This window comes from Rhodococcoides trifolii (assembly GCF_014635345.1).
GTDB classification, from domain to species: Bacteria; Actinomycetota; Actinomycetes; order Mycobacteriales; family Mycobacteriaceae; genus Rhodococcoides; species Rhodococcoides trifolii.
In genome coordinates this window covers 491,240-514,943 of the sequence record NZ_BMCU01000001.1, presented here as the reverse complement: position 1 = coordinate 514,943, position 23,704 = coordinate 491,240, and the positions used below count along the sequence as shown (strand labels likewise).

Genomic DNA, 23,704 nt, shown 5'->3' with positions numbered 1-23,704 from the left:
GCCCGTTCAGATCTTGCATCTGCCGGTGGGAACACCGCCCGGCCCGTTGAGCGGAATACCGTACTTCGCCAGCGTGGGCACGAATCCGTCGGCACATGAAAAGAGTTCGTCGTCGACGCAGAACGTTCGGTCCGACACCTGAGATTGTCGTGGACCTATGTCGCGCGAATGGCCCGATCTGAGCTGGGAAAAGAGTGTCAATCACGGTGAGCGAAAGTCTGCCGACAACCTAAGAATCAGCATGATTGCAAACCGCTCATATGCGGCAGATCGCCGATAGTGTTCCCAACCATGTCCGATACATCTGCCGAACGCGGCGGCGACCAGTCCATCGAAGCAGTACGACGTGCCTGGCTGACCGAGAACTGGGCGTCCGTGGTCGTGGGCCTGGTGCTCGTTGCACTCGTACTTGCGGGCGTGATTCCCGCGAGCTTGGTCCCATGAGCGACAACCTTGCTCTGGAGAACGAGCGCGCGAGCCGCGGGTTGCCACTGGCGGTGGGCGGCGTGCTGGTCGTACTGGTTCTCGGCGCACTGGTCCGATTCCTCGACACGCAGGTTCCGCATTGGCTCACCGACACCCCGTTCGAGCGGCTCGGGAAAGCGATCGAGTTCCCGGTCTACGCAATCGCGTTGGGACTGATCGGCAACCTCGTGCTCGGGAGGCTGGGTGTACGGGAGAAATTGTCCGGTGGATACCGCACCGAGTTCTTCATCAAGACCGGCCTGGTGCTGCTGGGCGCATCCGTCGACCTGAAGGTTCTCGTGACTGCGGCGGGACCAGCCATAATTCAGGCAATCCTGTTGATCACCATCGTCTTCGGCTTCACCTGGTGGTTCGCCGGCAGACTGGGCATCGACGACAAACTGCGTGCGCTGTTGGCCTCGGCCGTGTCCATTTGCGGCGTCAGCGCGGCCATCGCCGCAGCCGGCGCGGTGCAGGCGAAGAAGGAGCAACTCGCCTACAGCGCGTCGCTGGTGATTGTGTTTGCCCTGCCGTCGATATTCCTTCTACCATGGCTCGCAGGCGTTTTCGGTTTGTCCGACGCAGTCGCCGGCGCCTGGATCGGCGGAAACATCGACACCACCGCTGCGGTAGCTGCTTCGGGAGCCATCGCAGGCGAGGACGCCCTGCAGATCGCCACGATCGTCAAGACGACTCAGAACGCGCTGATCGGTGTCGTGGCGATCGCACTGACTGCCTACTTCGCGCTGAAAGTGGAGCGGACGTCGTCGGCTCGTCCGACCGTGGGCGACTTCTGGGCACGGTTCCCCAAGTTCGTCCTCGGCTTCGTCGCCGCGTCGATCATCGGAACGCTGTGGGTGGCCAACGTGTCCGGCGGTAAAGCCGACGTCACGACGATCAACGATCTTCGGACCTGGTTCCTCATCTTCGCGTTCGTCTCGATCGGACTGGAATTCTCCGCATCCGGCATTCGTGAGGCGGGGTGGCGTCCGATCGCGGTCTTCGGTTCGGCCACCGTCGTCAACATCGTTGTGGCGCTGGGCCTTGCGACTGTGCTGTTCGGCAACTTCGAATTGCCGACGACCTGACGATGACACGGCCGGACGATCGATCGAATCCGGGCGATCGGAACTCTGCCCATCCTGATCTCACTCGACGACGCTGAATGGCATGACCTCGCGCCGAGTGACTCGAAACGTCGTTCTTCCCAGTGCCCGTCCCGACGTGTGGGACTGGCGACTGTCCGGGGCCTGCAGATCCGCTGACCCAACATTGTTCTTCGGGCCGACACGCGAACGCGGAAATCGGCGAAGAGACCGAGAGAATGCCGCCAAGGAGATCTGCGCAGCATGCCCGGTTATCGCGTCTTGCTTGCGTCACGCACTCGACGCCGGTGAGCCGCACGGCGTGTGGGGCGGCACAACCGCGACCGAACGGTGGTCGGCGCTGCGCACCGAATCGCACTCGGCCTGACGGTTCGACGGTTGTCAGGACCCCGTCATGCTGCGGCACTGCGTCTTCCGGCTGTTACGCGCTGAAGGAAGTGCAAGCTGACACCCACAGCAAGCAGCACCCCGGTCCGTAGCCACGTCTCCGCGGACTGCTGCGTCGCGAGGACCACGCACGTGACGAGCGCGAGGACCGGCAGGATCGTAGCCGCGCGGAAGTGGTCGTGGTCCACCGTGTCCCGGCGCAGAACCAGAACCGCGATGTTGGTGCTGACAAAAACCACGAGCAACAGCAGGACCACGGTTTCCGCGAGTGCTGCCACGGATCCCGTCGCGCACAGGATCATGGCGACAACGGTGGTGGCGATGATCGCGACCCACGGCGTTTGCCGGCCGGGCAGGACCTTGCTCAGTGCCGACGGGAGCAATCCGTCGCGGGCCATCCCGAACGTCAAACGCGACGCCATGATCATCGTCAGCAGCGCCCCATTCGCGACAGCGATGAGTGCGACGAGGCTGAAGAGCCACGGCGGGATGCCCGCGTCGGCAGCGGCCACCACTTCGAGCAGCGGACCGCTCGACTGCGCGAGCGTCTCCGGGGGAACGACCGTGGTGACGGCGAGACCCACCAGGACGTAGACCACACCGGCCGTCGCGAGTGCGGTGAACAGCGCCCGGGGATAGACGCGGCTGACGTCGTGCACTTCCTCGGCCATATTGGCGGACGTCTCGAAACCGACGAACGAGTAGAACGCCAGAAGCGCTGCACCGAGAACCGCCAGTGCAGGGGTGGTGGAGTCGTCGAACTCCAGCACTCGGGACGGGGTTCCGTCGCCGCGGCTCAGCACCAACCCGGCGAGTGCGATGACGAGCACCAGGCCGGACACTTCGACGACGGTCATCACCAGGTTCGCCCGTAGGGACTCGGTGATTCCGCGGGCGTTCAGCAGCGCCACGACCAGCAAGAAGATCAGCGCAGCGGGCACCGCCGGCACGTCGACGAACACCTGCAGGTAGTCACCGGAGAACGCCAGAGCCAGGCCACCCGCGCTGGTCACACCGGCCGCGAGCATCGAGAAGCCCACCATGAACGAGACGATCGGGCTCTTGTACGCGCGCCGAGCAAACACCGCGGCGCCGCCCGCACGCGGGTACTTGGTGACGAGCTCCGCGTAGGACGCGGCAGTCAGCATGGCCATCAGGAGGGCCACGGCGAGGGGGACCCACACGGCGCCGCCGACCTCACCGGCAATCTCGCCGACCAGCGCGTAGATACCCGCGCCGAGTACGTCGCCGAGGATGAAGACGAACAGCATCTTCGCGCTGATAGCCCGTTTGAGAGGGGTCGCCTCTTCCGGTGTCTTCAATTCGGTCATGGCGGTGGGTGCCCCATGGCCGCCCGATCGAACCAACCGTCAGGCACGGTTCCGATACGTCGCCGGCGGACTCCCGACCAACGCGGTCCACGCCCGCGTCAGATGCGGCTGATCGCTGAATCCCAGTTCGGTTGCGAGAGATGCGAAGTCGACCGGTTGGCCGCTGTGCACCGCCGCGGCGACGTCGAGCATGCGGCACCGCTGGATCACCCATTTCGGTCCGATGCCGACGTAGTCGTCGAATCGTCGCTGCAACGTGCGCAGGCTCACGCCTGCGATCGCCGCCAGTTGCTCCGCGCGAACAACGGTCCGGTCCGCCTCGACACGGGAGACGAGATCGGCGAGTTCGAACGCCACTCGGTCGTCCGCGGGCTGGGCGGAACTCAGCCACCGGTTCATTCCGTCGACAAGCTGTTCGTCCGAACGCGAGGGGTCGAGAAGCCACTCGGCCGTCTCGACGTCGTCGACTCCCACGACGTCGCCGGCGGGGACCACCCGATCGGTCAGCGTGCGGACGCTCTGGCGCAGGAACGGGCGGAAGCACCCCGGCCGGAACGACGCTCCGATCACGTGTCCCGTTCCAGTGAGCGTCCGGGTGAACGTACGACGGTTGATGCCGTGGACCAGCAGCCGTCCCTCCTCGGCCGCGAGGTGGATACGCGACTGCGGAATGACGGGCTGCTCGTGCGGCTCGATCCCCTCCCACCGGACGCGCCAGTAGTAATCGACCCACGGACGCAGTTCAGGAGCGGGAGCCCGTCGGACGACGTCGATACGTCGAGCGGCCTCGCTCGGGAGCAGGATGGCCTCGTCGTGGCCGACGGGCCGGTTCGTGTCGGTAATGCCACGAGTGTTTCATCCGTTCTGCTGCTGGGGGAGACTGGTGGAGTGAGCAATATCGGTTGGACCTATTTGATGGACATGGACGGCGTTCTGGTGCACGAGGACCACCTGATCCCCGGCGCCGACGAGTTCCTCACCGAACTCCAGGAGTCGGACACCAAGTTCGTCGTGCTGACGAACAACTCGATCCGCACGCGGCGTGACCTGCAGGCGCGCCTGCGACGTACCGGCCTGGAGATTCCCGAAGAATCGATCTGGACCTCGGCGTTGGCCACCGCGACGTTCCTGGCGAACCAGCGGCCGAACGGCACCGCGTACGTGGTCGGCGAATCCGGCCTGACGACTGCGCTGCACGACATCGGCTACATCATCACCGACATCGAACCCGACTACGTCGTGCTCGGCGAGACGCGGACGTACTCGTTCGAGGCCATCACCACCGCCATTCGGCTCGTCGAGAAGGGCGCGCGCTTCATCGCCACCAACCCCGACGCCACCGGACCGTCCCGCGACGGGTCGCTGCCCGCCACCGGATCCGTCGCCGCGCTCATCACTCGCGCGACCGGCAAGGAGCCGTACTACGTCGGCAAGCCGAACGCGCTGATGATGCGCTCGGCCCTGCGCGCCATCGGCGCCCATTCGGAGAGCACGCTGATGATCGGGGACCGGATGGACACCGACATCGTCTCCGGCCTCGAAGCAGGGTTGCAGACGATCCTGGTGCTGACCGGCATCTCGACGGTGGCCAGCATGGAGCAGTTCCCGTATCGCCCGACGAAGGTGATCAATTCCGTGGCCGATCTGGTCGGCAAGACAGCGTCGCCCTTCGGATGAGGTTCGTCTACTCACGGCCTGATCGCAGCATCGACGCGACAGGTGTCCGGCAGTCCTTCGATCACATCGACGACGCCCGCGAAGCGTTGGCCGACGGGGCAATGGTGGTGGGCGCCATCGGGTTCGACACCGACACCCTGTGCGCGTTGGTGGAGCCGGAGTCCGTGACACGGTCGGAGACGTCGTGGACCGGTGAACCGTCGGTGCTTCCGGGCGCCGTCGTCGCGTCCCAGAACCCTCCCCCCGCGAATCATGTTGCGCGCGTGCGCCGAGCGCTCGCGATCCTGAACCACCCGAATTCGGCGTTGCGCAAGGTGGTACTCGCCCGGTCGCTGACGCTGGTGTTCGATTCTCCGATGGACCCAGTTGCGTTGGCGGCGAAGCTGATCGAGTCCAACCCGATGCACAACGGCTTCTGCGTCGACCTCACCGCAGCGCGTGGTCAGTATTACGGCCGCCATCTCGTGGGCGCCAGTCCCGAGCTGCTGATCCGGCGTACGGGCACCGAGGTGGTGTGCCGACCGTTCGCGGGAACTGCTGCACGCCTGGCGGATCCGGTCGCCGATGCGGCGGCTGGGGTGGCATTGTTGTCGAGCGCGAAGAACCTGTCCGAGCACAGGTTCGTCGTGGACGCCATTTCGGATGCCTTGGCCCCACTGTGCAGCGACATCTCCGTGCCGGACGAGCCGACGCTGACCAGCACGCCCGCGGTGTGGCACCTAGCGACACCGATCACGGCAACGCTGACGGATCCGGCGACGACCGCCCTCGATCTCGCGCTCGCGTTGCATCCGACGCCGGCCGTGGCCGGAACCCCCACCGCGCTTGCGCTGCAGACCATTCAGCGTCTCGAAGACGGCCGCAGCCGAGGTTTCTACGCCGGAATGGTCGGCTGGTGCGACGCATCCGGTGACGGCGAGTGGATGGTCGCCATTCGCTGCATCGACCTCGCCCTCGACGGGCTCAGTGGCACTGCCACCGCGGGCGGCGGGATCGTGGCCGACTCCGACGCCGACGCAGAGCTCGAAGAGACGACGGCGAAGTTCGGGACGATCCTCAGTGCGCTTCGCACACGGGTGTGAAAAAGCGTGCCAGAGGACTCTTTTTCACGCCCGAGCGCGTAGCGCACCGCCGATATCCGCGATCAAGTCCTCGACATCCTCCAGTCCCACGGATATCCGCACGACGCCATCGGTGATGCCCACTGCTGCACGGCCTTCCGGCCCCATGGCGCGGTGGGTCGTGGTGGCCGGGTGGGTCACCATCGACTTCGCGTCGCCCAGGTTGTTGGAGATGTCGATGACGCGGAGTCCGTCGAGGAACTCGAACGCGCGAGCCTTGCCGCCCTCGAGTTCGAACGTCACGACGGTGCCGCCGCCCTTCATCTGACTCGTAGCCAACTCGTACTGCGGATGCGACGGCAGGAACGGGTAGCGAACCCAGCGGACGCCGTCCTGCTGCTCCAGGAACTCCGCCACCGCCAGCGCCGACGATGTCATGGCGCGCACCCGAACCGGCATGGTCTCGAGCCCCTTGAGCAGGACCCACGCATTGAACGGACTGAGCGCCGGGCCGGTATGCCGCATGAGCGTCTGCACCGGACCGTCGATGTAGTCCTTCGGTCCGAGAATCGCGCCGCCGAGCACGCGGCCCTGGCCGTCGATGTGCTTGGTGCCGGAATACACCACGATGTCCGCACCCAGGTCGAGACTGCGCTGCAGCAACGGGGTGGCGAACACGTTGTCCAGCACCACTTTTGCGCCCGTCGCGTGTGCCATGTCGGAGACCGCCCGGACGTCGACGAGGGCCTGCATCGGGTTGGAGGGCGTCTCGAAGAACACCGCGGTGGTCGGTACCTTCAGCGCCTCCGCCCACTGATCGTTGTCGTCTCCGTCGACGAAGACGGTCTCGACACCCCACCGCGGCAGGATTTCGTTGCACACCACGAAGCACGAGCCGAACAGGGACCGGGCCGCGACGAGTCGATCGCCGGCCTTCAGCAGCGCGCCGAGTGCGGTGAACACCGCCGACATTCCGCTGGAGGTTCCGAAGCACGCCTCGGCGCCTTCGAGCAGACGCATGCGCTCTTCGAAGATGCCGACGGTCGGGTTGCCGTAGCGGGAGTAGACGTAATGGTCGACGTCGCCGGTGAACGCAGCCTCGGCCGACGCCGCGTTCTCGTAGACGTATCCCGACGTCATGTAGATCGCTTCCGAGTTCTCCTCGAACCCCGACCGGTTCATGCCGCCGCGGACGCCCAGCGTTGCGGGGCCGACGCCGTCGGGAAGCGGCTTGTCGAACGCTCCGCCCCGAGGGCGAGCGTCGGTCACTGCTGCCTCCACGGAAGTCCGAGGGCGCGCCAGCCGACGATCCCCCGGTGCCCGTTCTCGTCCGTCGCACCTTCGAAACCGTCGAGCACGTTGTAGGACGGCCCGATCCCGGCAGCAGTCGCTGCCTCCGCGGCACCGATGGAGCGCTGGCCGGAACGACACAGGAAGACCACCGGACGCTCACCGTCGACGCCCTGCTCTCGGAGTTGGTCGACGAAGTGCTCGTTGCGGGCACCGTTCACGTCGACCCACTCGACGAAGGCAGTGGGCTTGTCGAGGGAGCTGATGTCGGGAACGCCGACGAATTTCCACTCGGCGTCGGTACGAACGTCCACGAGAACGGCGTCGGAGTCCTGCGAAAGCAACTCCCAGGCCTGCTGGGGCGTGATATCTCCTGCGTAGGTCACCCTCGAAGTTTCCCACAGCCCTGCCGTCGACCGTCGGCCCGTCCGCATAACTTTTTGCAGGACCGCGCAAGAAGGAGCACGATGTAATTCGACCGGGAAAGTACCGGGCTTCTCAGCCGTATGCACCGTCGTTGAAACAGCACCTTTCGAAGGAACACCACCCATGAGCAATACCGACACGACTTCTGCGTCCGTTGGTGAATCGAACCCCGGCGAATTCACGCACAAGCAAATTCTGACCATTTTGTCCGGATTGATGCTGGGAATGTTTCTTGCGGCACTCGACCAGACAATCGTGTCGACGTCCATCAGGACCATTGCCGATGACCTGAACGGGTTCTCGATTCAGGCGTGGGTCACCACCGCGTACCTCATCACCGCCACGATCTCGACGCCCCTGTACGGCAAATTGTCCGATATCTACGGCCGCAAGCAATTCTTTCTGACGGCCATCACGATCTTCGTGATCGGCTCGGTGTTGTGCGGATTCGCGACGTCGATGTACGAACTCGCCGCATTCCGCGCATTCCAAGGACTCGGTGCCGGCGGCCTGTTCTCGCTGGCCCTCACGATCGTCGGTGACATCGTTCCGCCGCGCGAACGCGCCAAGTACCAGGGCTACTTCCTCGCCGTGTTCGGCACGTCGAGCGTCCTCGGTCCCGTCGTCGGTGGCCTGCTCTCGGGCCAGGACAGCATCCTGGGCATCACCGGGTGGCGCTGGGTCTTCTTCGTCAACGTCCCGATCGGCATCATCGCGTTGTTCGTCGTCTGGCGCGTGCTGAATCTCCCGCGTCGCCACGGCAGCGCCGTCGTCGACTGGGGCGGCGCCGCGATGCTCGCCATCGGCCTGGTTCCGCTGCTCATCGTCGCCGAGCAGGGTCGCACCTGGGGCTGGAGCTCGACGGGGTCCATCGCCTGCTACGTCATCGGCGTTCTCGGTGTCGTCGGCTTCATCCTCGTGGAACTGCGCATGAAGACCGACGCGCTGATCCCCATGCGCTTCTTCAAGAACTCCACCTTCAGCATCGGGCTGCTGCTGTCCGTGATCACCGGCGCCGCGATGTTCGGTGGCATCACGCTGCTCCCGCAATATTTGCAGGTGGTCAAGGGATCGTCGCCGACCCTCGCCGGCTTCCAGATGCTTCCCCTCGTCCTCGGCATCATGGCCGCGTCCATCTTCTCGGGCCAATTGATCTCGCGCACAGGGCATTACCGCCTCTACCCGATCATCGGCACCACACTGATGACGCTGTGCATGTTCCTGTTCTCGTTCATCCACTACGACACCGCACTGTGGCTGATCATGATCGTGATGTTCGGCTTCGGCTTCGGTCTGGGCAACGTGATGCAGCCGCTCACCATGGCCATTCAGAACGCGCTACCGCCGCAAGACATGGGCGTTTCGACCTCGTCGGCCACGTTCTTCCGTCAGATCGGTGGCACCATCGGCGTCGCCGTCTTCCTGTCGCTGCTGTTCTCCCGCGTCACCGACACCATCGGCGACGCGTTGCGCAGCGCAGCTGGTGACTCGAACTTCGTCTCCGCCGTGCAATCGGCTGCGTCGAGTTCGGATCCGACCGTGTCCGGACTTGCTCGGGGACTGGCCAGTGGCGGCGGCGAGGCAGCCGGCGGCGTTCTCGACGACACGTCGTTCATCCAGAAGCTGCCCGCCGAGCTGGCCGCACCGTTCCAGATCGGCTTCTCCAACGCGATGGATTCGGTGTTCGTCGCAGCCGGCTTCCTGCTGCTGCTCGCCTTCGTCATCAACCTCTTCTACAAGGAGGTACCGCTGCGCACACAGAGCGGAATCGCCGCTCAGAGTGCAGAGGAGAAGCGTCTCCAAGCCGGTGTGGTTGCGGCGGACGATTTCACCGAGTCCGATTCCGGTAAGCACGAGGCAGCGGACGATGTGCCGTTCTCGGGCGTCGGGAGCGACACACGCACCGAACTACTGGATCGGTTGCCCGAGCAGGGCGGAGCGCACGAGAAGAGTTAGTCGCCGAGCTGCGCTTCCAGATCGGCGATCCGGGAGCGCAGCTGATCGGCCTCGCGCCGATAGAGCGCGGACAGCTCGGCCACGTAGGCGTCGTCGTACCTCGGGATGATGCTGCGAGTGCAGTTCCAGTCGAATGCCTCGACCTCGACGACGATGCTGCGCTCCGAGGTCGAGGCAACGACCCGCGTGCCGAGGTCCATCAGTCGCGTGAGCAGACCCGGGTCCTCGTCTCGCTCGACGACGCGTGCGCGTCCGTACAACTTCAGCCGCTGCCGGCGTGGGTAGTCGACCAGGATCATCGCCAGTCGATCGTCCTGGTCCAGGTTCGCCGCGGTCACGAACTGGTTGTTGCCGGCGAAGTCGGCAAAGCCCAGCGTCGAGTTGTCGATCACCTGCAGAAACCCTGCCGGGCCACTGCGGTACTGCACATACGGCCATCCGGTCTCGGTTGTCGTGGCGACGTAGAACTGGTCGGCGGCCCGAATCATGGCCGTCTCGCGGGTGTCCAGCGACGTCGGTCCGGTGTCGGGACGCTCGGTGTGCGACCCGTAGGCCTGGTAGCTACCCGTCGCCCGCTGCCGGGCCTTGGCGGCAGAACCGAACATCAGATGCTGATAGTGGTTGCCGGTCACGCCGGATCGCACACTTTCCAGTCGTCCCCACTCTTGGTGAACGTCATCTGACCTTCGATGTCCTCGCCCCCGAACTCGGCGGTGATGTCGGCGGTCGCGACGGCGCCGTCCACGGCGATGGCGTCGATGGTCTTCAGCTTCATCTCGCCGTTCTCGCTGGAGAACGGTTGCGACGCGGTCGGCGAGCACAGGACGTCGGCGAGGTTCCCGTCGTTGCGGGCGTCGACGTACCGAGTCACGGCCGTCCCCACCCGATCGTTCTCGGACACGTTCTGGTCGGCCGGCCGAAACACCGACACGAGGACCACGCCGACGATCAGCAGAACGGCGATCACCAACGCCGCGAGAATCGGCGTCGAGCTCGATGCGTGTGCGCGGTCCGGATCGTCAGCCATGGCCTCGATCTTGCCGCTACGCCCCGGGAGTCGGCTAGTCGGAGCTAGAACAGGCCGCGTAGTGCGATGAAACGAACAAGCCCAGCTGCGGCGCTCGCCCCGATCACGACGGCCGCCGAGACGACCCAACTGGGGGCGTCGACCGCCGCATGCAGAACGGCCAGTGCGGCGTAGCTCGTGACGAGGCCGACGAGGGCAAGCCCTCCGCCCTCCCACTGAGCGGTGAACCAGCCGACGCGAGACGCCGCGTGAAAGGTCAGACGCCGATGAAGTTCGGTGGCCAGAACAGTGCTGACGACGACTCCCGCCAGGTTCGCGAGAACCGAGCCGTACCGCATCATCACCGCGAAAAGGACGACGTAGACGACGTTGCTCGAGCCACCGACTGCCGCGAAACGGACCAGCTGCGACCACAATGCGTCGGAGCGAAGACGGGTGAACACACCGACCGACGCCGTGGGCGTCCACGTCATAGTCGGTACAGCCACGGTGTCTCCTCGGTACGACGGCGATCGAGCACCGCCATGTTGTTACTTCGTGGTACAACCCGCGCCAGCGTGGGAACTCATCCCGTTTGTGACCTGACTCACTCCGGGAATCTTCTGTCGCCGAAGTGGGTCCTAGGACAGACACACGACTTTCAGGAGTGAGCGCATTGCCACTGGTACGTATCGACGTCATCGAGGGACGCTGGGACACCGATCGGATCTCCCAGCTGGCTCAGACCGTCCAAGATGTCCTGGTCGACGAGTTCGCCGCACCCGAACGCGATCGCTACCAGGTGATCAGCGAGCACAAGCCGGGCCACATCGTCGCCCTCGACACCGGACTCGGCTTCGAGCGCAGCGACGACGTCGTCGTGATTCAGGTGACCCAACAGGGGCGCTCGACGGACCAGAAGAAGGCGCTGTACGCCGCACTGTCGGTGCGTCTCGAGGCGTCGGTGGACCTGAACCCGAAAGACCTCGTGGTGTCGGTCGTAGAGAACACACAGGCCGACTGGTCGTTCGGGTTCGGCCGCGCGCAGTTCCTCGAAGGCGATCTCTGACACCTACCGGTCCAGCTTAGGTCGGGCTTAATTTATGCTGGTGTGTCCATGACGTCCCCGATGTTAGGTAGAGCGCAGCTGATGACCGAGCAGACCCGTCCTCTTCGTGTCGCCATCGTGGGCGCAGGCCCGGCCGGCATCTATGCCGCCGACGCCCTGATGAAGTCCGATCACAACGTTTCGGGGCCGGGTGTCAGCATCGACCTGTTCGAGCGCATGCCGGCTCCCTTCGGCCTCATCCGCTACGGCGTCGCTCCCGACCACCCGCGGATCAAGGGCATCATCACCGCCCTGCACAAGGTTCTCGACAAGCCGCAGGTACGCCTGCTCGGCAACATCGACTACGGCACCGACATCGACCTCGAGACGCTCCGACGGTTCTACGACGCCGTCATCTTCTCCACCGGCGCCAACGCGGACCGCGACCTGAAGATCCCCGGCATCGAACTCGACGGATCGTACGGCGCTGCCGACTTCGTCTCCTGGTACGACGGTCACCCCGACGTCCCCCGCACCTGGCCCCTCGAGGCCGAGAAGGTGGCCGTGCTCGGCGTCGGCAACGTCGCCCTCGACGTCGCACGCGTGCTCGCCAAGACCGGCGACGAACTGCTGCCGACGGAGATCCCGGCCAACGTCTACGAGGGCCTGAAGGCGAACAAGGCCACCGAGGTGCACGTGTTCGGGCGTCGCGGGCCGGCGCAGGCCAAGTTCACCCCGCTCGAGCTGCGCGAGCTCGACCACTCGCCGACCATCGAGGTCATCGTCGCCCCCGAGGACATCGACTACGACGAAGGCTCCGAAAAGTCCCGCCGCGAGTCCAAGCAGGTCGACATGGTCGCGAACACGCTGCAGGACTGGGCAATTCGCGACGTCGGCACGCGTCCGCACAAGCTGTTCCTGCACTTCTTCGAGTCCCCGCACGAGGTGATCGGCGAGAACGGCAAGGTCGTCGGGCTGCGCACCGAGCGCACCGAACTCGACGGCACCGGAAACGTCACGGGCACCGGTAAATACACCGACTGGGACGTCCAGGCCGTGTACCGCGCCGTGGGTTACCTCAGCCAGAACATCGCCGACCTGCCGTTCGACGAGCTCGCCGGCACCATCCCCAACGAGGCCGGCCGCGTGCAGACCCTCGACGGCGAGTCGGTGAACGCCACCTACGTCACCGGCTGGATCAAGCGTGGACCCGTCGGCCTCATCGGCCACACCAAGGGCGATGCCAACGAAACCGTCGCCAACCTCCTCGCCGACTCCACCGGGTTCGCCGGCGCCACCGAGCCGTCCGAAGACGCCGTCGTGAAGTTCTTGGAAGACAAGAACGTTCCGTACACGACGTGGCAGGGCTGGTACCGCCTCGACGCGCACGAGCGTTCGCTGGGCGAGCCCGAGGGTCGCGAGCGTGTCAAGGTCGTCGAGCGTGAGGACATGCTGGCGGCGTCGGAGCCGGACAAGGTCTAGATCCGCACCGCCAGCAACTTCCCCTCCCGCGCATCCTTGCGGGCGTGCTCGTTGAAATCGGGTGCAGCACAGACAAAGAGCGTGCGTCCGTCGTCGCCGCCGAAACCGCAGGCGAAGACTCCGGTGTCGAACTTGATTTCGTCGACCAGGCCCTCGCCCTCGCGTACTTGGACGACCCGTTGCCCCAATGCGTCGGCGGCCCAGAGTGTTCCGTCGGGCGCGAGGGCACAGCCGTCGGCAGCAACGACGACCTGACTCAGCCCCTCGGCCATGTCGGTCCCCGTGGGCAGTGCGCCGAAGGTGGCCCAGTCGCGGCGTTCGCCGAGCGATCCGTCCTCCGCGATCGTGAAGGCGCTGACGCGATTGCCGATGGTCTCGTCGACCAGCAGCTCACCGTTGGACGTGAGGGCCATGCCGTTGGGGAAATGCAGGTCGGTCGCGACTTCGTGCACGCTGCCGTCGGTGTCGATGCGCACCAGGCTTGCGGTCTCGATGGGCGCCATGTTCATCAGGTCGAACCCGAAGTTGCCCACGTACGCCCGGCCCTCGAGGTCGACGTACATGTCGTTGGCATGACCGGTCGCGTAGTCGGACAGATCTGCGTGCACGACCAGCTCGCCGGTGATCTCGCGGCGCAGCACCGTCTTGTCCGTCATCGACACGACGAGTAGCCGACCGTCGTGCAACCACCCGAGCCCGGACGGCTGACCCTCCACCACCGCCTCCACCCTGACGTCGGTTCCGTCGGGGAGCGCGGAGATGACCTCGTGTGTGTAGAAGTCGGACACCCAGATCCGACCGATGCCGTTATCGTCCGGATGCCAACGCGGGCACTCCAGGTAGCTACGGCCCTCGAGGATCACAGAAACCGATGCATCCATTGGTAGAACTCCTCACAAGATCGGGATGTGACGTGTGTCTCATCCAATCATGAGGCATTCTGAGGTCGTGTTCGACGCCCACGTCCACATCATCGATCCGCGGTTCCCGCTGGTAGGGAACAACGGTTTCGTTCCCGACCCCTTCACCATCGCCGATTACGAGAAGGCCGTGGACGGTCTGGGAATCACCGGAGGCGCTGTGATCAGCGCGTCGTTCCAGGGGACCGAACAGTCATTTCTCACTGCGGCACTGCGCGAGCTCGGCCCGAGCTGGGTGGGTGTGACGCAGTTGCCCGACGGCACCACCGACGAGGAGATCGTCGCCCTCGACGCCGCCGGCGTGCGCGGCCTTCGGTTCAATCTCCGGCGTGGCGCGTTCGAGATCGGGCCCATGACCGAGCAGGCAGTACGTGCCCACGACCTGGTCGGGTGGCACAGCGAGTTCTACGTCGGGGCGAGCCTGTTGCGCTCCCTCAATCCGGTTCTGGCCAAGCTGCCCGCCGTCAGCATCGACTACCTGGGTCTCTCGCGCGAGGCCCTGCCCTACCTGCTCGAACTGGCAGACAGAGGGGTACGCGTCAAGGCGACGGGATTCGGGAGGCTCGAACTGGATCCTCTCGACGCCATGCGACAGATTCACCGCGTGAATCCGGAAGCATTGATGTTCGCGACCGACCTGCCGAGCACGCGGGCTCGCCGCCCATTCGAACCCTCCGACCTCGACGTCGTGGCGGAAGCGGTGGGCGGCGACCTGCAGGCTGTGCTCTATCGAAATGCGCAGGCGTGGTACAGGGTTCGGTAGTTGTCAGCGGGTGACAGGTTCGAACGCGGCCTTGTCGACCTTGCGGTGGAACCGCATCCCCGCGAGGCCACCGAGCAGCGCTCCGACGAGACTCACCGCGGCAGCGGCGGCCAGAGCAATGGCGCCCGCGGTGCCGACGTTGCCGTCCACCGGAATACGGGGGAACGCGTCGAGCTGGCCGAGGATGTCGTACTGGTCACCGGCGACGACGGCAACGATCGCGACGATGACGGCGATCAGGATCGTCCACAGCCACACGGCGAATCCCTGCCGCAGACCGTTGAACCGAGCCATTCGGCCTGCGACGTAACCACCGCAGTAGTAGGCGATCAACAGCACGACCAGGAGGGCGATTCCGCCGACCAGTCCGACGGTCGACGCAGTGTCGGAGTTCGCAGTGGCCTGATCGGTCGCCTCGTCGATCGAGGTACCGGTCGAAACGCCCACGGCCGCACCAGCCGCAGTCAACACGCCGATGAGTAAGACGGTGAAGCCGATGGCGGTAAGCCAGCCGAAGAATGCGGACCCGAACTTGATGCCGCCGAACTGTTCCTTCTGCCGAGCCGTGGCTTCCCTGGGGCTGAGGGGCTCGTTCCGGCCCAGCGCGTCGTCACGACCCAGCCTGTCGTCACGACCCAGCCTGTCGTCACGACCCACAGTCTCGTCACGACGCAACGGCTCGTCACGGCCCACCGGCTCGTCTGTCCGCTGATTGCGGAAGTCTGCAGATTGAGTGTTGTCGCCGTCGCGTTTGCGATTGAAGATGCCCATAGTCGACCAGTTCTTTCGAAAGCGTCAGGCGCGCCGAGCAATCGGCGCTGGGGGTCGAGACCTCCGACAGGTTGCCGAAGAACGTTAACGCTCCCGGATGCCCGATTCGTCCGATGGGAAACCTGTCCACCACACCCAGTCAGCGGGTCGGTTCGTCTCGCGCCACGATCTCCGGCTGTCCGGTTCCCATCGGGTCGAGTACCGCTGCCGCACGCGCACCCCATCGCTCGTGCGCGGACTGACGCGTCATGCCGGTCGCCCGGCCGATGGCCGACCAGGTTGCGCCCTGAACCCGAAGTACGACAACGGTTTCGATGCCGTCGAGCCCTGCAGCACGTTGTATACGCAGACTCAGCAAGTGCCACGCCAGTTGTCTCTGCGCCGGGATGTCGGTGCCCTGCTCCGCGTCCCAGGCAGGTGTGCCGGGCAACGGTCCGGTGCCGACGAGTTCGTCTGCGTGCCGCCCTGCCTCCAGCGCCCCTGCGTCGACCACGGCGCGGGTGGCGTCGGTGATGTCGATCTCGAATACGTCCATTGCAAACCTCCTGTGTCAGGTTGATCCTGACGCAGACTCGGTTTTCCGTCAAGCTCTACCTGACAGGCGGGCCACAGCGTTCATGATCCAAAACATCTCTGCGATAGTGCGGAATAGGCCCACAGAATGTGGCCCCAGCGTCACACCAGGACCGCAGCCCCCACCCACACTCCGGACGCGAGCAGGGCGCCGAACAATTCGACAAGGATCGACAGTCCGACGGCCTTCGTCGCGTGGACGGTGGACCGCCACGCATCACGGCTGTTGCCGAACCGAGGAAGCTCGGCGACGAAGACGCCGAGAAGGAATCCGAGGAACAGGCCGAGCACCGGGATCACGAAGAACCCCACGATGCCCAGGATCCCGCCGATGACGATGGACTTTGTCGGAACGCCTGCGTCCTTCAGCTTGCGCCCCGGCCAGGTGTACTTGACGACGCCCGAGATCACGAGAAGCGCTGTTGCGATGCCGAATACGGTCCATCCGGTCGCGGTACCGGTGATGAACGCCCACACCCCGATCGCGGCGAAGATCAGGATGGTGCCGGGCAGGATCGGGACCACGATGCCGATCAGTCCGATCAGCACGACGAGTCCTACGAGAAGTTCACCGGGTCCGCTCATGGGGACAGTGTGCCGGGATCACTTCGTGAGGGCTACGGGGTCGTCTGCATCGGGGAGCGCCTCGACCTTCGGCTGCGCATGGAATCGACTGGTGATCACGCCCGTAAGCAGGGTGATCACCACCCCGATCGGCACGAGCCACTGCGGAGCGACGGACGTCGCTGTAGTGACGCCCGCCGTGGTGATGTCGATTTTGACGAACCGAACGATGTACGTCATCACGACGATGGTGACCACGAACGCGATGAGCGCGTCGGTTTGATTGGCTCGTCGGACCAGCCGTCCCAACAGGAATGCGCCGAGCAGTGCTCCGTAGGTGTATCCGGCGATGGCCAGCCCGGTCAAGTACACGTTGCCCGTACTCGTGGAGAAGGCGCTTGCGAAGACGGCCATCAGGACAGCCCAGACAAGCGTCATGATTCTTGCAAGACGCAACATCGTCGCGTCGTCCGGCGTCTTCGAGGAGAAGGAATGGATGATGTCGGACACGGTGGAATTGGACATCGAGTTCAAAGCAGACGACAGCGAACCCATTGCTGCACCCAGGATTCCGGCGACGAGCAGACCCGAGACGACGACGGGAAGTCCGTGCAGAATGAAGTTGGGGTATAGATTGTCCGAGCTGGACAGGCCCAGTTCCTTGAACGTCTTGCCGTCGTTGTAGGACCACAGAAGTGCTCCGACCAACGAGAAGGCCGCGAACTGGATGGCCACGAAGATGCCTGATCCGATCATCGCCTTCTGCCCGTCGCGCAGAGTCTTCGTCGACAGGATGCGTTGAACGATAAGCTGATCCGAGCCGTGGCTCGCCATCGCGAAGATGGCGCCGCCGATGATCGCGGTGGGAAGGGCGAATGCACTCGTCGCGATATGTGCCAGGTCGAAGTTCGTGTCGAAAAGCTTGAACTTGCCCGCCTCGAACGCATCGGACACCCCCGATGTGCCGACGTGGCCGAACAGCACAGCGATTGCGATGAGCGCACCGCCGACGTAGAGCACCATTTGGATGGCGTCCGTCCAAATCACGGCCTTGATACCGCCGAGGTAGGTATATACGACGGTGATGATGGTCAACACGACGATGATGGTGGTGTAACCGACGCCGATACCCAACTCGTCGAGAAGCAGCTTGATCGGAATTGCGGAGGCAAAGAGTCGAACCCCTTCTGCCAACAACCGAGTGAAGACGAATGTCACCGACGCCAAGCCCTGCAGCTTGATACCGAAACGTGCGGCCAAGTATTGGTATGCGCTGACGAATCCGCCTCTCTTGTACAGCGGAATGAGCACCGTCGCGACGATCACGCGGCCGATGATGTAGCCGATCGCCAACTCGACGTTGCCGAAACCCTGTGTGGTGTAAGCGCCACCGGGAACGCTGATCACCGTGAGCACGCTGGTCTCGGTGGCGACCACCGAGAAGCACACAGTCCACCAGGGGAGGCTGCGGTCCCCGACGAAGTAATCTGTCGACGTCTTCTGCTTGCCGGAGAGCTTGAGACCGATCACCGCGATGGCGATCAGATACACCACCACGACAACAAGATCGAGTTCACGCATGGTCAGGTTCTCCTCAGGGGTTTTCTGCGAACGACGAGTCGACGCGGTGGCTCGGACGGTTCCGGAAGTCGCATCGGTGCGTCGCCCGGACTGATGCGGCCCAGCACGCGCGGCTGCGGCGAGCCGGTCGCTCCGGGAACCACCCCGGGAATCTGATTCCACGTCAGAAAGCCGAGCAGCGCAACGAGATACGCCTCTTTGCTGAGCGGCGGCAGACCACGCTCAGCGCTGGTGACCACCGCAGTGGGTGCAAGCCGGCGGCGCAGCGCGGACATCAGGGTCGAGTTGCGTACACCACCACCGGACACCACCACCTCGGTGACGTCGAGCCGGCGCACAGCGTCGGCCACGGTCACCGCCGTGAGCTCGGTGAGAGTGGCCAGTAGATCCGGTCCGTCGACTCCCACGCCGACAAGTCTGTCGGCCACGTACGAACGGTCGAACAGCTCACGCCCCGTCGACTTCGGCGCGTCCAGACCGTAATACGGTTCCGCAAGCAGCAATTCGAGGACGTCGTCACGGACCGTGCCGGTGGCAGCGATGCGCCCGTCTTCGTCGAAACCGCAGCCGAGAATTCTCTCGGCAGCGACGTCGAGCAAGCAGTTGGCGGGTCCGGTATCGAAGGCAACGACAGGTTCGCCGGGCGCTCCGACCACGGTCACGTTCGCGATTCCCCCGAGATTGAGTGCCGCACGTCGCGAGTCACCCGCGAGCCAGAGCGCATCGAGTGTGGAGGCCAATGGCGCGCCCTGCCCACCTGCGGCGATGTCACGGGCCCGGATGTCGGATACGACCGGGAGTCCGGTTGCCTCGACGATCCACGCAGGTTGTCCGAGCTGCAATGTACCGAGGGCCCTGACGCCGTCCACCCAGTGAAAGACCGTCTGACCATGTGACGCAACGAGATCGGCCTTCACCCCGTTGTCAGCGAGAACATCCGCGACTGCTCGCGCGGTTGACTGCCCGATCTCGGTATCGAGCGCGCACATCTCGTCGACGGTGGTCCGAGCGGGGGGAAGAACGGAAAGCAGCCGGGCGCGGAGCGGTTCCGGCCACGGGATGCCGGTGTCGAACAGGGGATCGACGATGACATCTGTTCCGTCGAGGGTGAAATCGCCGACCGCGACGTCGAGTCCATCCATCGAGGTTCCCGACATGACCCCGACGACGATCACGGTGCCACCCTGATCAGAGCAGCCTCGTGCAGGGTGTCCGATCGCTCGGCGAGCAGGCGAGCGCCGTCGAGCGAATTCCCCTGTGCAGGAACGAGGTCGACCTCGAGTCGGAGGTGTTCGACCAGGGGTTTCGTCAAACGGTCCCCCAGCTTCAGCAATCCTCCGGTCAGTGCCACGTCGACGCGGCCGGTGCCGAGCTTGCGCACTCCGGTGAGAACAGCTGAGGCCAACATCGTCGCAGCAGAATCGATGATCGTGCCTGCTACTTCGTCGCCGGATCCCGCGTGATCGGCTACGACGGGAGCGAAGGTCGCCATTGCGCGAACCGGATGGTCGTCGCCGCCGATCGCCGATGGGAGTCGGTCGAGTGGACCGAAGGCTTCACGCGCCGCCTCCGACAATGCCGTTGCCGGGCCGCGCCCGTCGTACGAGGCAAGAGCAGCGTGCAATCCAGCGCGGCCGATCCAGGCGCCGCTGCCATCGTCGCCGAGCCACGGGCCCCAGCCGTCCACGTGAAAGACATCGCCGCCCTGTGACACTGCGACAACCGCCATGCCGGTGCCGACTGCGAGCACTACCCCTGGACCGCCGGCCAGCGCACCGGCATGCGAGGTCGCTGCGTCGCCCGCGACCACTATCTCCGCATTCGGCCACACATTCCGCAGACGATCGGCAAGCTCCCTCGCGGCGGTCGGTGCAGCGGAGACCCCCGGCACCCCGACACCCACCATGGTCGGCGGCGGCACTGCGGAGAAATCACCGAACGTCCGCACGATCGACGCCTCCGCGGCCGTCACTCCGCCCGCTTCGGCCAGACCCGGTGCACCGTGCCCGGTGGATTCGGCCAGGGGTGCCGTCAGATCCGTGGACCACGCTGCCATGCGGCAGCTGGTCTTTCCGAGATCGACGGCGAGGACTGTGGCCATCGGTCGAGTATGCGAACCTCCAGCCGCGGATGTCAATAACTATCCGCTAAATAGATTCTCATGTTGCTTTCCAACCTCGCGGGTTAAGCTCCAACGGTGAGTGGAGATATCTTGGTCCGCGTGCGCGACGCGTTACCGGGTCTGCAACCGGCGGAACGCCGCGTGGCGGACGCAGTCCTGGCCGACCCGAGCGCGTCGTCCGAACTGTCGATCACCATGCTCGCGACCCGTGCGACGACGTCGGAAACGACCGTGATGCGCTTCTGCCGCACTCTCGGCCTGACCAGCTATCCACAACTGCGATTGGCTCTTGCCGCTGCTGCCGCGCGAGAAGCGGTGTGGGGTGGTCCCGGCGAGGGTGACATCGACGTGTCGGACACGCTGTCGAAAGTGGTGGACAAAATCGTCCACAGCGAGACCCTCGCATTGGAAGACACGCGAGCTGGGCTCGACATCGAGGCACTCCAGCGTGCGGTCGACGCCATAGCAGGCGCTCGTCGAATCGACGTGATCGGCAGCGGAGCCAGCGGATTCGTCGCGGCGGACCTGCAGCAGAAGTTGCACCGAATCGGACTCGTCTCGTTCGTCTGGTCCGACATCCACGCCGCACTGACCGGTGCCGCGCTCCTCGACGCACGGGATGTCGCGATCGGAATTTCGCACTCCGGAGCAACTCTCGACACGATCGACCCGTTGACCGCCGCCAGAAGCCGTGGTGCGACCACGATTGCCCTGACCAACTTTTCCGGTTCACCGATCGCTGACGACGCCGACATTCTACTGACGACCGCCGCACGCGAGACCACGTTTCGCTCCGGAGCCACCGCAAGCCGAATCGCCCAGTTGGCGGTGATCGATGCCCTCTTCATCGGTGTCGTCCAAAGCCGATTCGACGACGCTTCGGTGAAACTTGCCGACACCTACCGTGCGGTTCAGCCGCGACGACGATGACAGAGAAGGAAGACATGCGACTCGGCGAACTCGGCACCGAGACGAGGAATCCGGCCACTCGGGACCTCGACACGGTATCAGTGCTGGAAGTGCTGCAGATGATGAACGCGGCCGACCGGACGGTTCCGGAACAGGTCGAGCGCGTACTCCCCGACATTGCCGACGCAGTGGAACTTGTTGCCCGATCGCTGTCGGGCGGAGGCAGATTGGTCTACCTGGGCGCCGGCACGAGCGGTCGCATCGGGACGCTGGATGCAGCCGAGTGCCCGCCGACCTTCGACACCGACCCCTCCCGTGTCATTGCAATCATCGCCGGCGGGCAGACCGCTTTGACCGAGGCGATCGAAGGTGCGGAGGACGACGAACAACGCGCCCGTGACGACGTTTCCCTGGCCTCGGTCGGACCGCTCGACACCGTCGTCGGTATCGCCGCCAGCGGACGAACGCCGTACGTGATCACCGGGCTGCGCACGGCCCGAACGCTTGGTGCAGCAACGGTTTCCATCGCGTGCAATGTGGGATCGCCGATCAGCGCCGAAGCAGATGTCGCCATCGAAGTTGCGACGGGCCCCGAGGTGTTGACGGGTTCGACCAGACTCAAGGCCGGCACCGCGCAGAAGCTGGTGTGCAACATGATCTCGACCGCCGCGATGGTACGCACCGGGCGGGTCTACGAGAACCTCATGATCGACGTGCGGCCCACCAACGAAAAGCTTGTGGACCGAGCGGAGCGAATAGTGGCGGAGGCGACGGGTGTCGAGGCAGCCGAAGCCCGCGCCGCACTTGCCGACGCGAGCGGAAGCACCAAAGTGGCAGTGGTCTCGCTGCTCGCCGGGGTTCCCGCCTCCCGCGCCGCCGACGCCCTCGAGAGGGCGGGCGGGGCAGTGCGGAAGGCGTTGGAGTTGTTGTCGCGCGCCGAGTCCTAGTCCATCAGCCGACAGCATCCTTCAGCCGACAGCGCCCTTCAACCGATAGCGCCCTTCAACCGATAGCGCCCTTCAACCGATAGCGCCCTTCAACCGATAGCGCCCTTCAGCCCACGGGCCGCACCGACCCCGCCGCCTGCCGCGCCCGCTCCCGCGCAACCTCGACCGACGGCCCGGTCGAGACCGCCACGCCCATACGCCGTTTCAGGAAACTCTCCGGCTTGCCGAACAGCCTCACATCCGTCTCCGGCACTTCCAATGCCTTCTCGACACCGTCGAACACGATCCCGGCGGCGTCCACCCCGCCGTAGATCACCGCGGACGCGCCCGGAAACAGCAAAGTCGTGTCGATCGGCAGGCTCAGGATGGCGCGAGCGTGCAGTTCGAACTCCGACAGTCGTTGCGTGCGAAGCGTCACCAGCCCGGTGTCGTGCGGGCGGGGGCTCACCTCGGAGAAGTACACCTCGTCCCCCTTCACGAACAGCTCGACGCCGAAGATGCCGCGTCCGCCCAGCGCATCGGTCACCTTCCGAGCGACGTCACGGGCGCCGTCCAAGGCGGTGGGCGACATCGGTTGCGGTTGCCACGATTCGACGTAGTCACCGGACTGCTGCAGATGCCCGATCGGTTCGCAGAAGTACGTCCCCTCCGCACCGCGGACGGTCAACAACGTTATCTCGTAATCGAAGTCGACAAACCCTTCGACGATGACGCGGCCGAAGTCCACGCGCGAACCGGACAGGGCGTAGTCCCACGCGCTCGATACGTCGTCGTCCGACCGAACGACGGACTGACCCTTGCCCGACGACGACATGACCGGTTTGATCACTGCGGGAAAACCGATGCGCGACAACGCCTCCTGTACGTCCGAGAGCGAATCGGCAAAGGCGTACGGCGATGTCGGCAGACCTAGCTCTTCCGCAGCCAGGCGCCGAATTCCCTCGCGGTTCATGGTCAACTGCGTGGCTCGCGCGTTCGGAATGACAGTGGCGAGTCCACGTTCTTCGACCGTTCCCAGCGCGTCCGTGGCGATGGCTTCGATCTCGGGGACGACGAAGTCCGGCCGCTCGGCCTCGATGAGGGCGAGAAGCGCCGTCGGATCGCTCATGTCGATCGTGAACGCGCGGTGGGCAACCTGGTGCCCGGGAGCGTTGTCGTACCGGTCGACGGCGATCACCTCGACGCCGAGGCGCTGGAACGCGATGATCACTTCCTTGCCCAGCTCACCCGACCCGAGCAGCATCACCTTGGTCGCACTGGGACTGAGCGGAGTTCCGATTCTCACGTCGATCATCGTGTCACGGGACCTGCCCGTTTCG

Annotated in this window: 26 protein-coding genes and 1 pseudogene; 11 read left to right on the top strand and 16 right to left on the bottom strand. The window is 64.9% G+C overall.

Going from position 1 to position 23,704, the window contains the following annotated elements; genetic code table 11:
• Positions 1-21: 21 nt before the first annotated feature.
• Positions 22-138: pseudogene (locus IEW02_RS25035) on the bottom strand (glycine betaine ABC transporter substrate-binding protein); the annotation flags it as partial.
• 153 nt (positions 139-291) lie between these two features.
• Between IEW02_RS25035 and IEW02_RS02390 the strand changes: the two are divergent.
• The 3 genes from IEW02_RS02390 to IEW02_RS02380 all read left to right on the top strand — a co-directional run bounded on the left by IEW02_RS02390 (position 292) and on the right by IEW02_RS02380 (position 1,938).
• On the top strand, positions 292-444 hold the full coding sequence (locus tag IEW02_RS02390; RefSeq protein ID WP_188544096.1) for a hypothetical protein: 153 nt from the start codon (positions 292-294) through the stop codon (positions 442-444).
• On the top strand, positions 441-1,553 hold the full coding sequence (locus tag IEW02_RS02385) for a YeiH family protein (RefSeq protein ID WP_188543090.1): 1,113 nt from the start codon (positions 441-443) through the stop codon (positions 1,551-1,553). Before IEW02_RS02390 ends, IEW02_RS02385 begins: the two co-directional genes overlap by 4 nt.
• An 82-nt stretch (positions 1,554-1,635) precedes the next feature.
• Positions 1,636-1,938 carry a WhiB family transcriptional regulator gene (locus tag IEW02_RS02380; RefSeq protein ID WP_188543089.1) on the top strand — a complete coding sequence of 101 codons (303 nt, stop codon included), beginning with the start codon at positions 1,636-1,638 and terminating at the stop codon, positions 1,936-1,938.
• Between the two features lie 25 nt (positions 1,939-1,963).
• Here the strand turns inward: IEW02_RS02380 and IEW02_RS02375 are convergent, their stop codons facing one another.
• A complete protein-coding gene (locus IEW02_RS02375; protein ID WP_188543088.1) occupies positions 1,964-3,289 on the bottom strand; it encodes an APC family permease in 1,326 nt (441 codons plus the stop codon).
• A 39-nt stretch (positions 3,290-3,328) separates the two neighbouring features.
• Positions 3,329-4,030, bottom strand: a complete 702-nt coding sequence (locus tag IEW02_RS02370) for an AraC family transcriptional regulator (RefSeq protein WP_308933163.1) — start codon at positions 4,028-4,030, stop codon at positions 3,329-3,331.
• A gap of 174 nt (positions 4,031-4,204) precedes the next feature.
• Here IEW02_RS02370 and IEW02_RS02365 point away from each other — a divergent pair, with 174 nt between their 5' ends.
• Together IEW02_RS02365 and IEW02_RS02360 are read left to right on the top strand one after the other, a co-directional pair.
• Entirely contained in the window at positions 4,205-4,966 is a 762-nt protein-coding gene (locus IEW02_RS02365; RefSeq protein WP_188543955.1) for an HAD-IIA family hydrolase, read from the top strand.
• On the top strand, positions 4,963-6,048 hold the full coding sequence (locus IEW02_RS02360; protein ID WP_188543087.1) for an isochorismate synthase: 1,086 nt from the start codon (positions 4,963-4,965) through the stop codon (positions 6,046-6,048). Before IEW02_RS02365 ends, IEW02_RS02360 begins: the two co-directional genes overlap by 4 nt.
• A gap of 24 nt (positions 6,049-6,072) precedes the next feature.
• Here IEW02_RS02360 and IEW02_RS02355 read toward each other — a convergent pair whose 3' ends face one another.
• Together IEW02_RS02355 and IEW02_RS02350 are read right to left on the bottom strand one after the other, a co-directional pair.
• Complete coding sequence (locus IEW02_RS02355; RefSeq protein ID WP_188543086.1) at positions 6,073-7,308, bottom strand: O-succinylhomoserine sulfhydrylase; 1,236 nt, start codon at positions 7,306-7,308, stop codon at positions 6,073-6,075.
• Positions 7,293-7,703 (bottom strand): rhodanese-like domain-containing protein, encoded by a 411-nt coding sequence (locus IEW02_RS02350; RefSeq protein ID WP_188543085.1) that lies wholly within the window; start codon positions 7,701-7,703, stop codon positions 7,293-7,295. Before IEW02_RS02350 ends, IEW02_RS02355 begins: the two co-directional genes overlap by 16 nt.
• Positions 7,704-7,866: 163 nt before the next feature.
• Here IEW02_RS02350 and IEW02_RS02345 point away from each other — a divergent pair, with 163 nt between their 5' ends.
• Complete coding sequence (locus IEW02_RS02345; RefSeq protein WP_188543084.1) at positions 7,867-9,699, top strand: MDR family MFS transporter; 1,833 nt, start codon at positions 7,867-7,869, stop codon at positions 9,697-9,699.
• Here IEW02_RS02345 and IEW02_RS02340 read toward each other — a convergent pair.
• Genes IEW02_RS02340 through IEW02_RS02330 form a run of 3 tightly spaced genes read right to left on the bottom strand, consistent with a single transcriptional unit; the run spans position 9,696 to position 11,214 of the window.
• A complete protein-coding gene (locus IEW02_RS02340) occupies positions 9,696-10,331 on the bottom strand; it encodes a pyridoxamine 5'-phosphate oxidase family protein (RefSeq protein WP_188543083.1) in 636 nt (211 codons plus the stop codon). The two genes, IEW02_RS02345 and IEW02_RS02340, sit on opposite strands and share 4 nt — an antisense overlap.
• Positions 10,328-10,726 carry an Rv0361 family membrane protein gene (locus tag IEW02_RS02335; protein ID WP_188543082.1) on the bottom strand — a complete coding sequence of 133 codons (399 nt, stop codon included), beginning with the start codon at positions 10,724-10,726 and terminating at the stop codon, positions 10,328-10,330. The genes IEW02_RS02340 and IEW02_RS02335 overlap by 4 nt, the downstream gene beginning before the upstream one ends.
• A 44-nt stretch (positions 10,727-10,770) precedes the next feature.
• Positions 10,771-11,214 (bottom strand): GtrA family protein, encoded by a 444-nt coding sequence (locus IEW02_RS02330; RefSeq protein ID WP_229745735.1) that lies wholly within the window; start codon positions 11,212-11,214, stop codon positions 10,771-10,773.
• A gap of 167 nt (positions 11,215-11,381) precedes the next feature.
• Between IEW02_RS02330 and IEW02_RS02325 the strand changes: the two genes are divergently transcribed.
• Together IEW02_RS02325 and IEW02_RS02320 are read left to right on the top strand one after the other, a co-directional pair.
• The gene (locus IEW02_RS02325) at positions 11,382-11,774 is read left to right on the top strand and encodes a tautomerase family protein (RefSeq protein WP_188543953.1); all 393 of its coding nucleotides are present in this window, start codon (positions 11,382-11,384) and stop codon (positions 11,772-11,774) included.
• A gap of 81 nt (positions 11,775-11,855) precedes the next feature.
• Positions 11,856-13,235 (top strand): FAD-dependent oxidoreductase, encoded by a 1,380-nt coding sequence (locus tag IEW02_RS02320; protein WP_188543081.1) that lies wholly within the window; start codon positions 11,856-11,858, stop codon positions 13,233-13,235.
• Here the strand turns inward: IEW02_RS02320 and IEW02_RS02315 are convergent.
• Positions 13,232-14,116 (bottom strand): SMP-30/gluconolactonase/LRE family protein, encoded by an 885-nt coding sequence (locus IEW02_RS02315; protein WP_188543080.1) that lies wholly within the window; start codon positions 14,114-14,116, stop codon positions 13,232-13,234. The genes IEW02_RS02320 and IEW02_RS02315 overlap by 4 nt on opposite strands.
• 67 nt (positions 14,117-14,183) lie before the next feature.
• Between IEW02_RS02315 and IEW02_RS02310 the strand changes: the two genes are divergently transcribed.
• Positions 14,184-14,918 carry an amidohydrolase family protein gene (locus IEW02_RS02310; protein ID WP_188543952.1) on the top strand — a complete coding sequence of 245 codons (735 nt, stop codon included), beginning with the start codon at positions 14,184-14,186 and terminating at the stop codon, positions 14,916-14,918.
• Between the two features lie 3 nt (positions 14,919-14,921).
• Here IEW02_RS02310 and IEW02_RS02305 read toward each other — a convergent pair whose 3' ends face one another.
• The 6 genes from IEW02_RS02305 to IEW02_RS02280 form a co-directional block, all read right to left on the bottom strand.
• Positions 14,922-15,689, bottom strand: a complete 768-nt coding sequence (locus tag IEW02_RS02305; protein WP_188543079.1) for a hypothetical protein — start codon at positions 15,687-15,689, stop codon at positions 14,922-14,924.
• A 139-nt stretch (positions 15,690-15,828) separates the two neighbouring features.
• Positions 15,829-16,224: a hypothetical protein gene (locus IEW02_RS02300; protein ID WP_188543078.1), complete on the bottom strand. Its 396-nt coding sequence runs from the start codon at positions 16,222-16,224 to the stop codon at positions 15,829-15,831.
• 140 nt (positions 16,225-16,364) lie between these two features.
• Complete coding sequence (locus tag IEW02_RS02295; RefSeq protein ID WP_188543077.1) at positions 16,365-16,847, bottom strand: DUF456 domain-containing protein; 483 nt, start codon at positions 16,845-16,847, stop codon at positions 16,365-16,367.
• 18 nt (positions 16,848-16,865) lie between these two features.
• On the bottom strand, positions 16,866-18,407 hold the full coding sequence (locus tag IEW02_RS02290) for a sodium:solute symporter (protein WP_188543076.1): 1,542 nt from the start codon (positions 18,405-18,407) through the stop codon (positions 16,866-16,868).
• A gap of 2 nt (positions 18,408-18,409) precedes the next feature.
• Positions 18,410-19,582 (bottom strand): anhydro-N-acetylmuramic acid kinase, encoded by a 1,173-nt coding sequence (locus tag IEW02_RS02285; protein WP_229745734.1) that lies wholly within the window; start codon positions 19,580-19,582, stop codon positions 18,410-18,412.
• The gene (locus IEW02_RS02280; protein WP_188543075.1) at positions 19,579-20,508 is read right to left on the bottom strand and encodes an N-acetylglucosamine kinase; all 930 of its coding nucleotides are present in this window, start codon (positions 20,506-20,508) and stop codon (positions 19,579-19,581) included. The genes IEW02_RS02285 and IEW02_RS02280 overlap by 4 nt, the downstream gene beginning before the upstream one ends.
• Positions 20,509-20,604: 96 nt before the next feature.
• Here IEW02_RS02280 and IEW02_RS02275 point away from each other — a divergent pair, with 96 nt between their 5' ends.
• Together IEW02_RS02275 and murQ are read left to right on the top strand one after the other, a co-directional pair.
• The gene (locus IEW02_RS02275; protein WP_188543074.1) at positions 20,605-21,459 is read left to right on the top strand and encodes a MurR/RpiR family transcriptional regulator; all 855 of its coding nucleotides are present in this window, start codon (positions 20,605-20,607) and stop codon (positions 21,457-21,459) included.
• A 14-nt stretch (positions 21,460-21,473) separates the two neighbouring features.
• Positions 21,474-22,385 carry an N-acetylmuramic acid 6-phosphate etherase gene (gene murQ, locus IEW02_RS02270; RefSeq protein WP_188543950.1) on the top strand — a complete coding sequence of 304 codons (912 nt, stop codon included), beginning with the start codon at positions 21,474-21,476 and terminating at the stop codon, positions 22,383-22,385.
• A 106-nt stretch (positions 22,386-22,491) separates the two neighbouring features.
• On the opposite strand, the gene purT is transcribed toward murQ, so the two are convergent.
• Positions 22,492-23,679, bottom strand: coding sequence for a formate-dependent phosphoribosylglycinamide formyltransferase (gene purT / locus IEW02_RS02265; protein WP_188543073.1), 1,188 nt, complete (start codon positions 23,677-23,679; stop codon positions 22,492-22,494).
• Positions 23,680-23,704 lie beyond the last annotated feature (25 nt).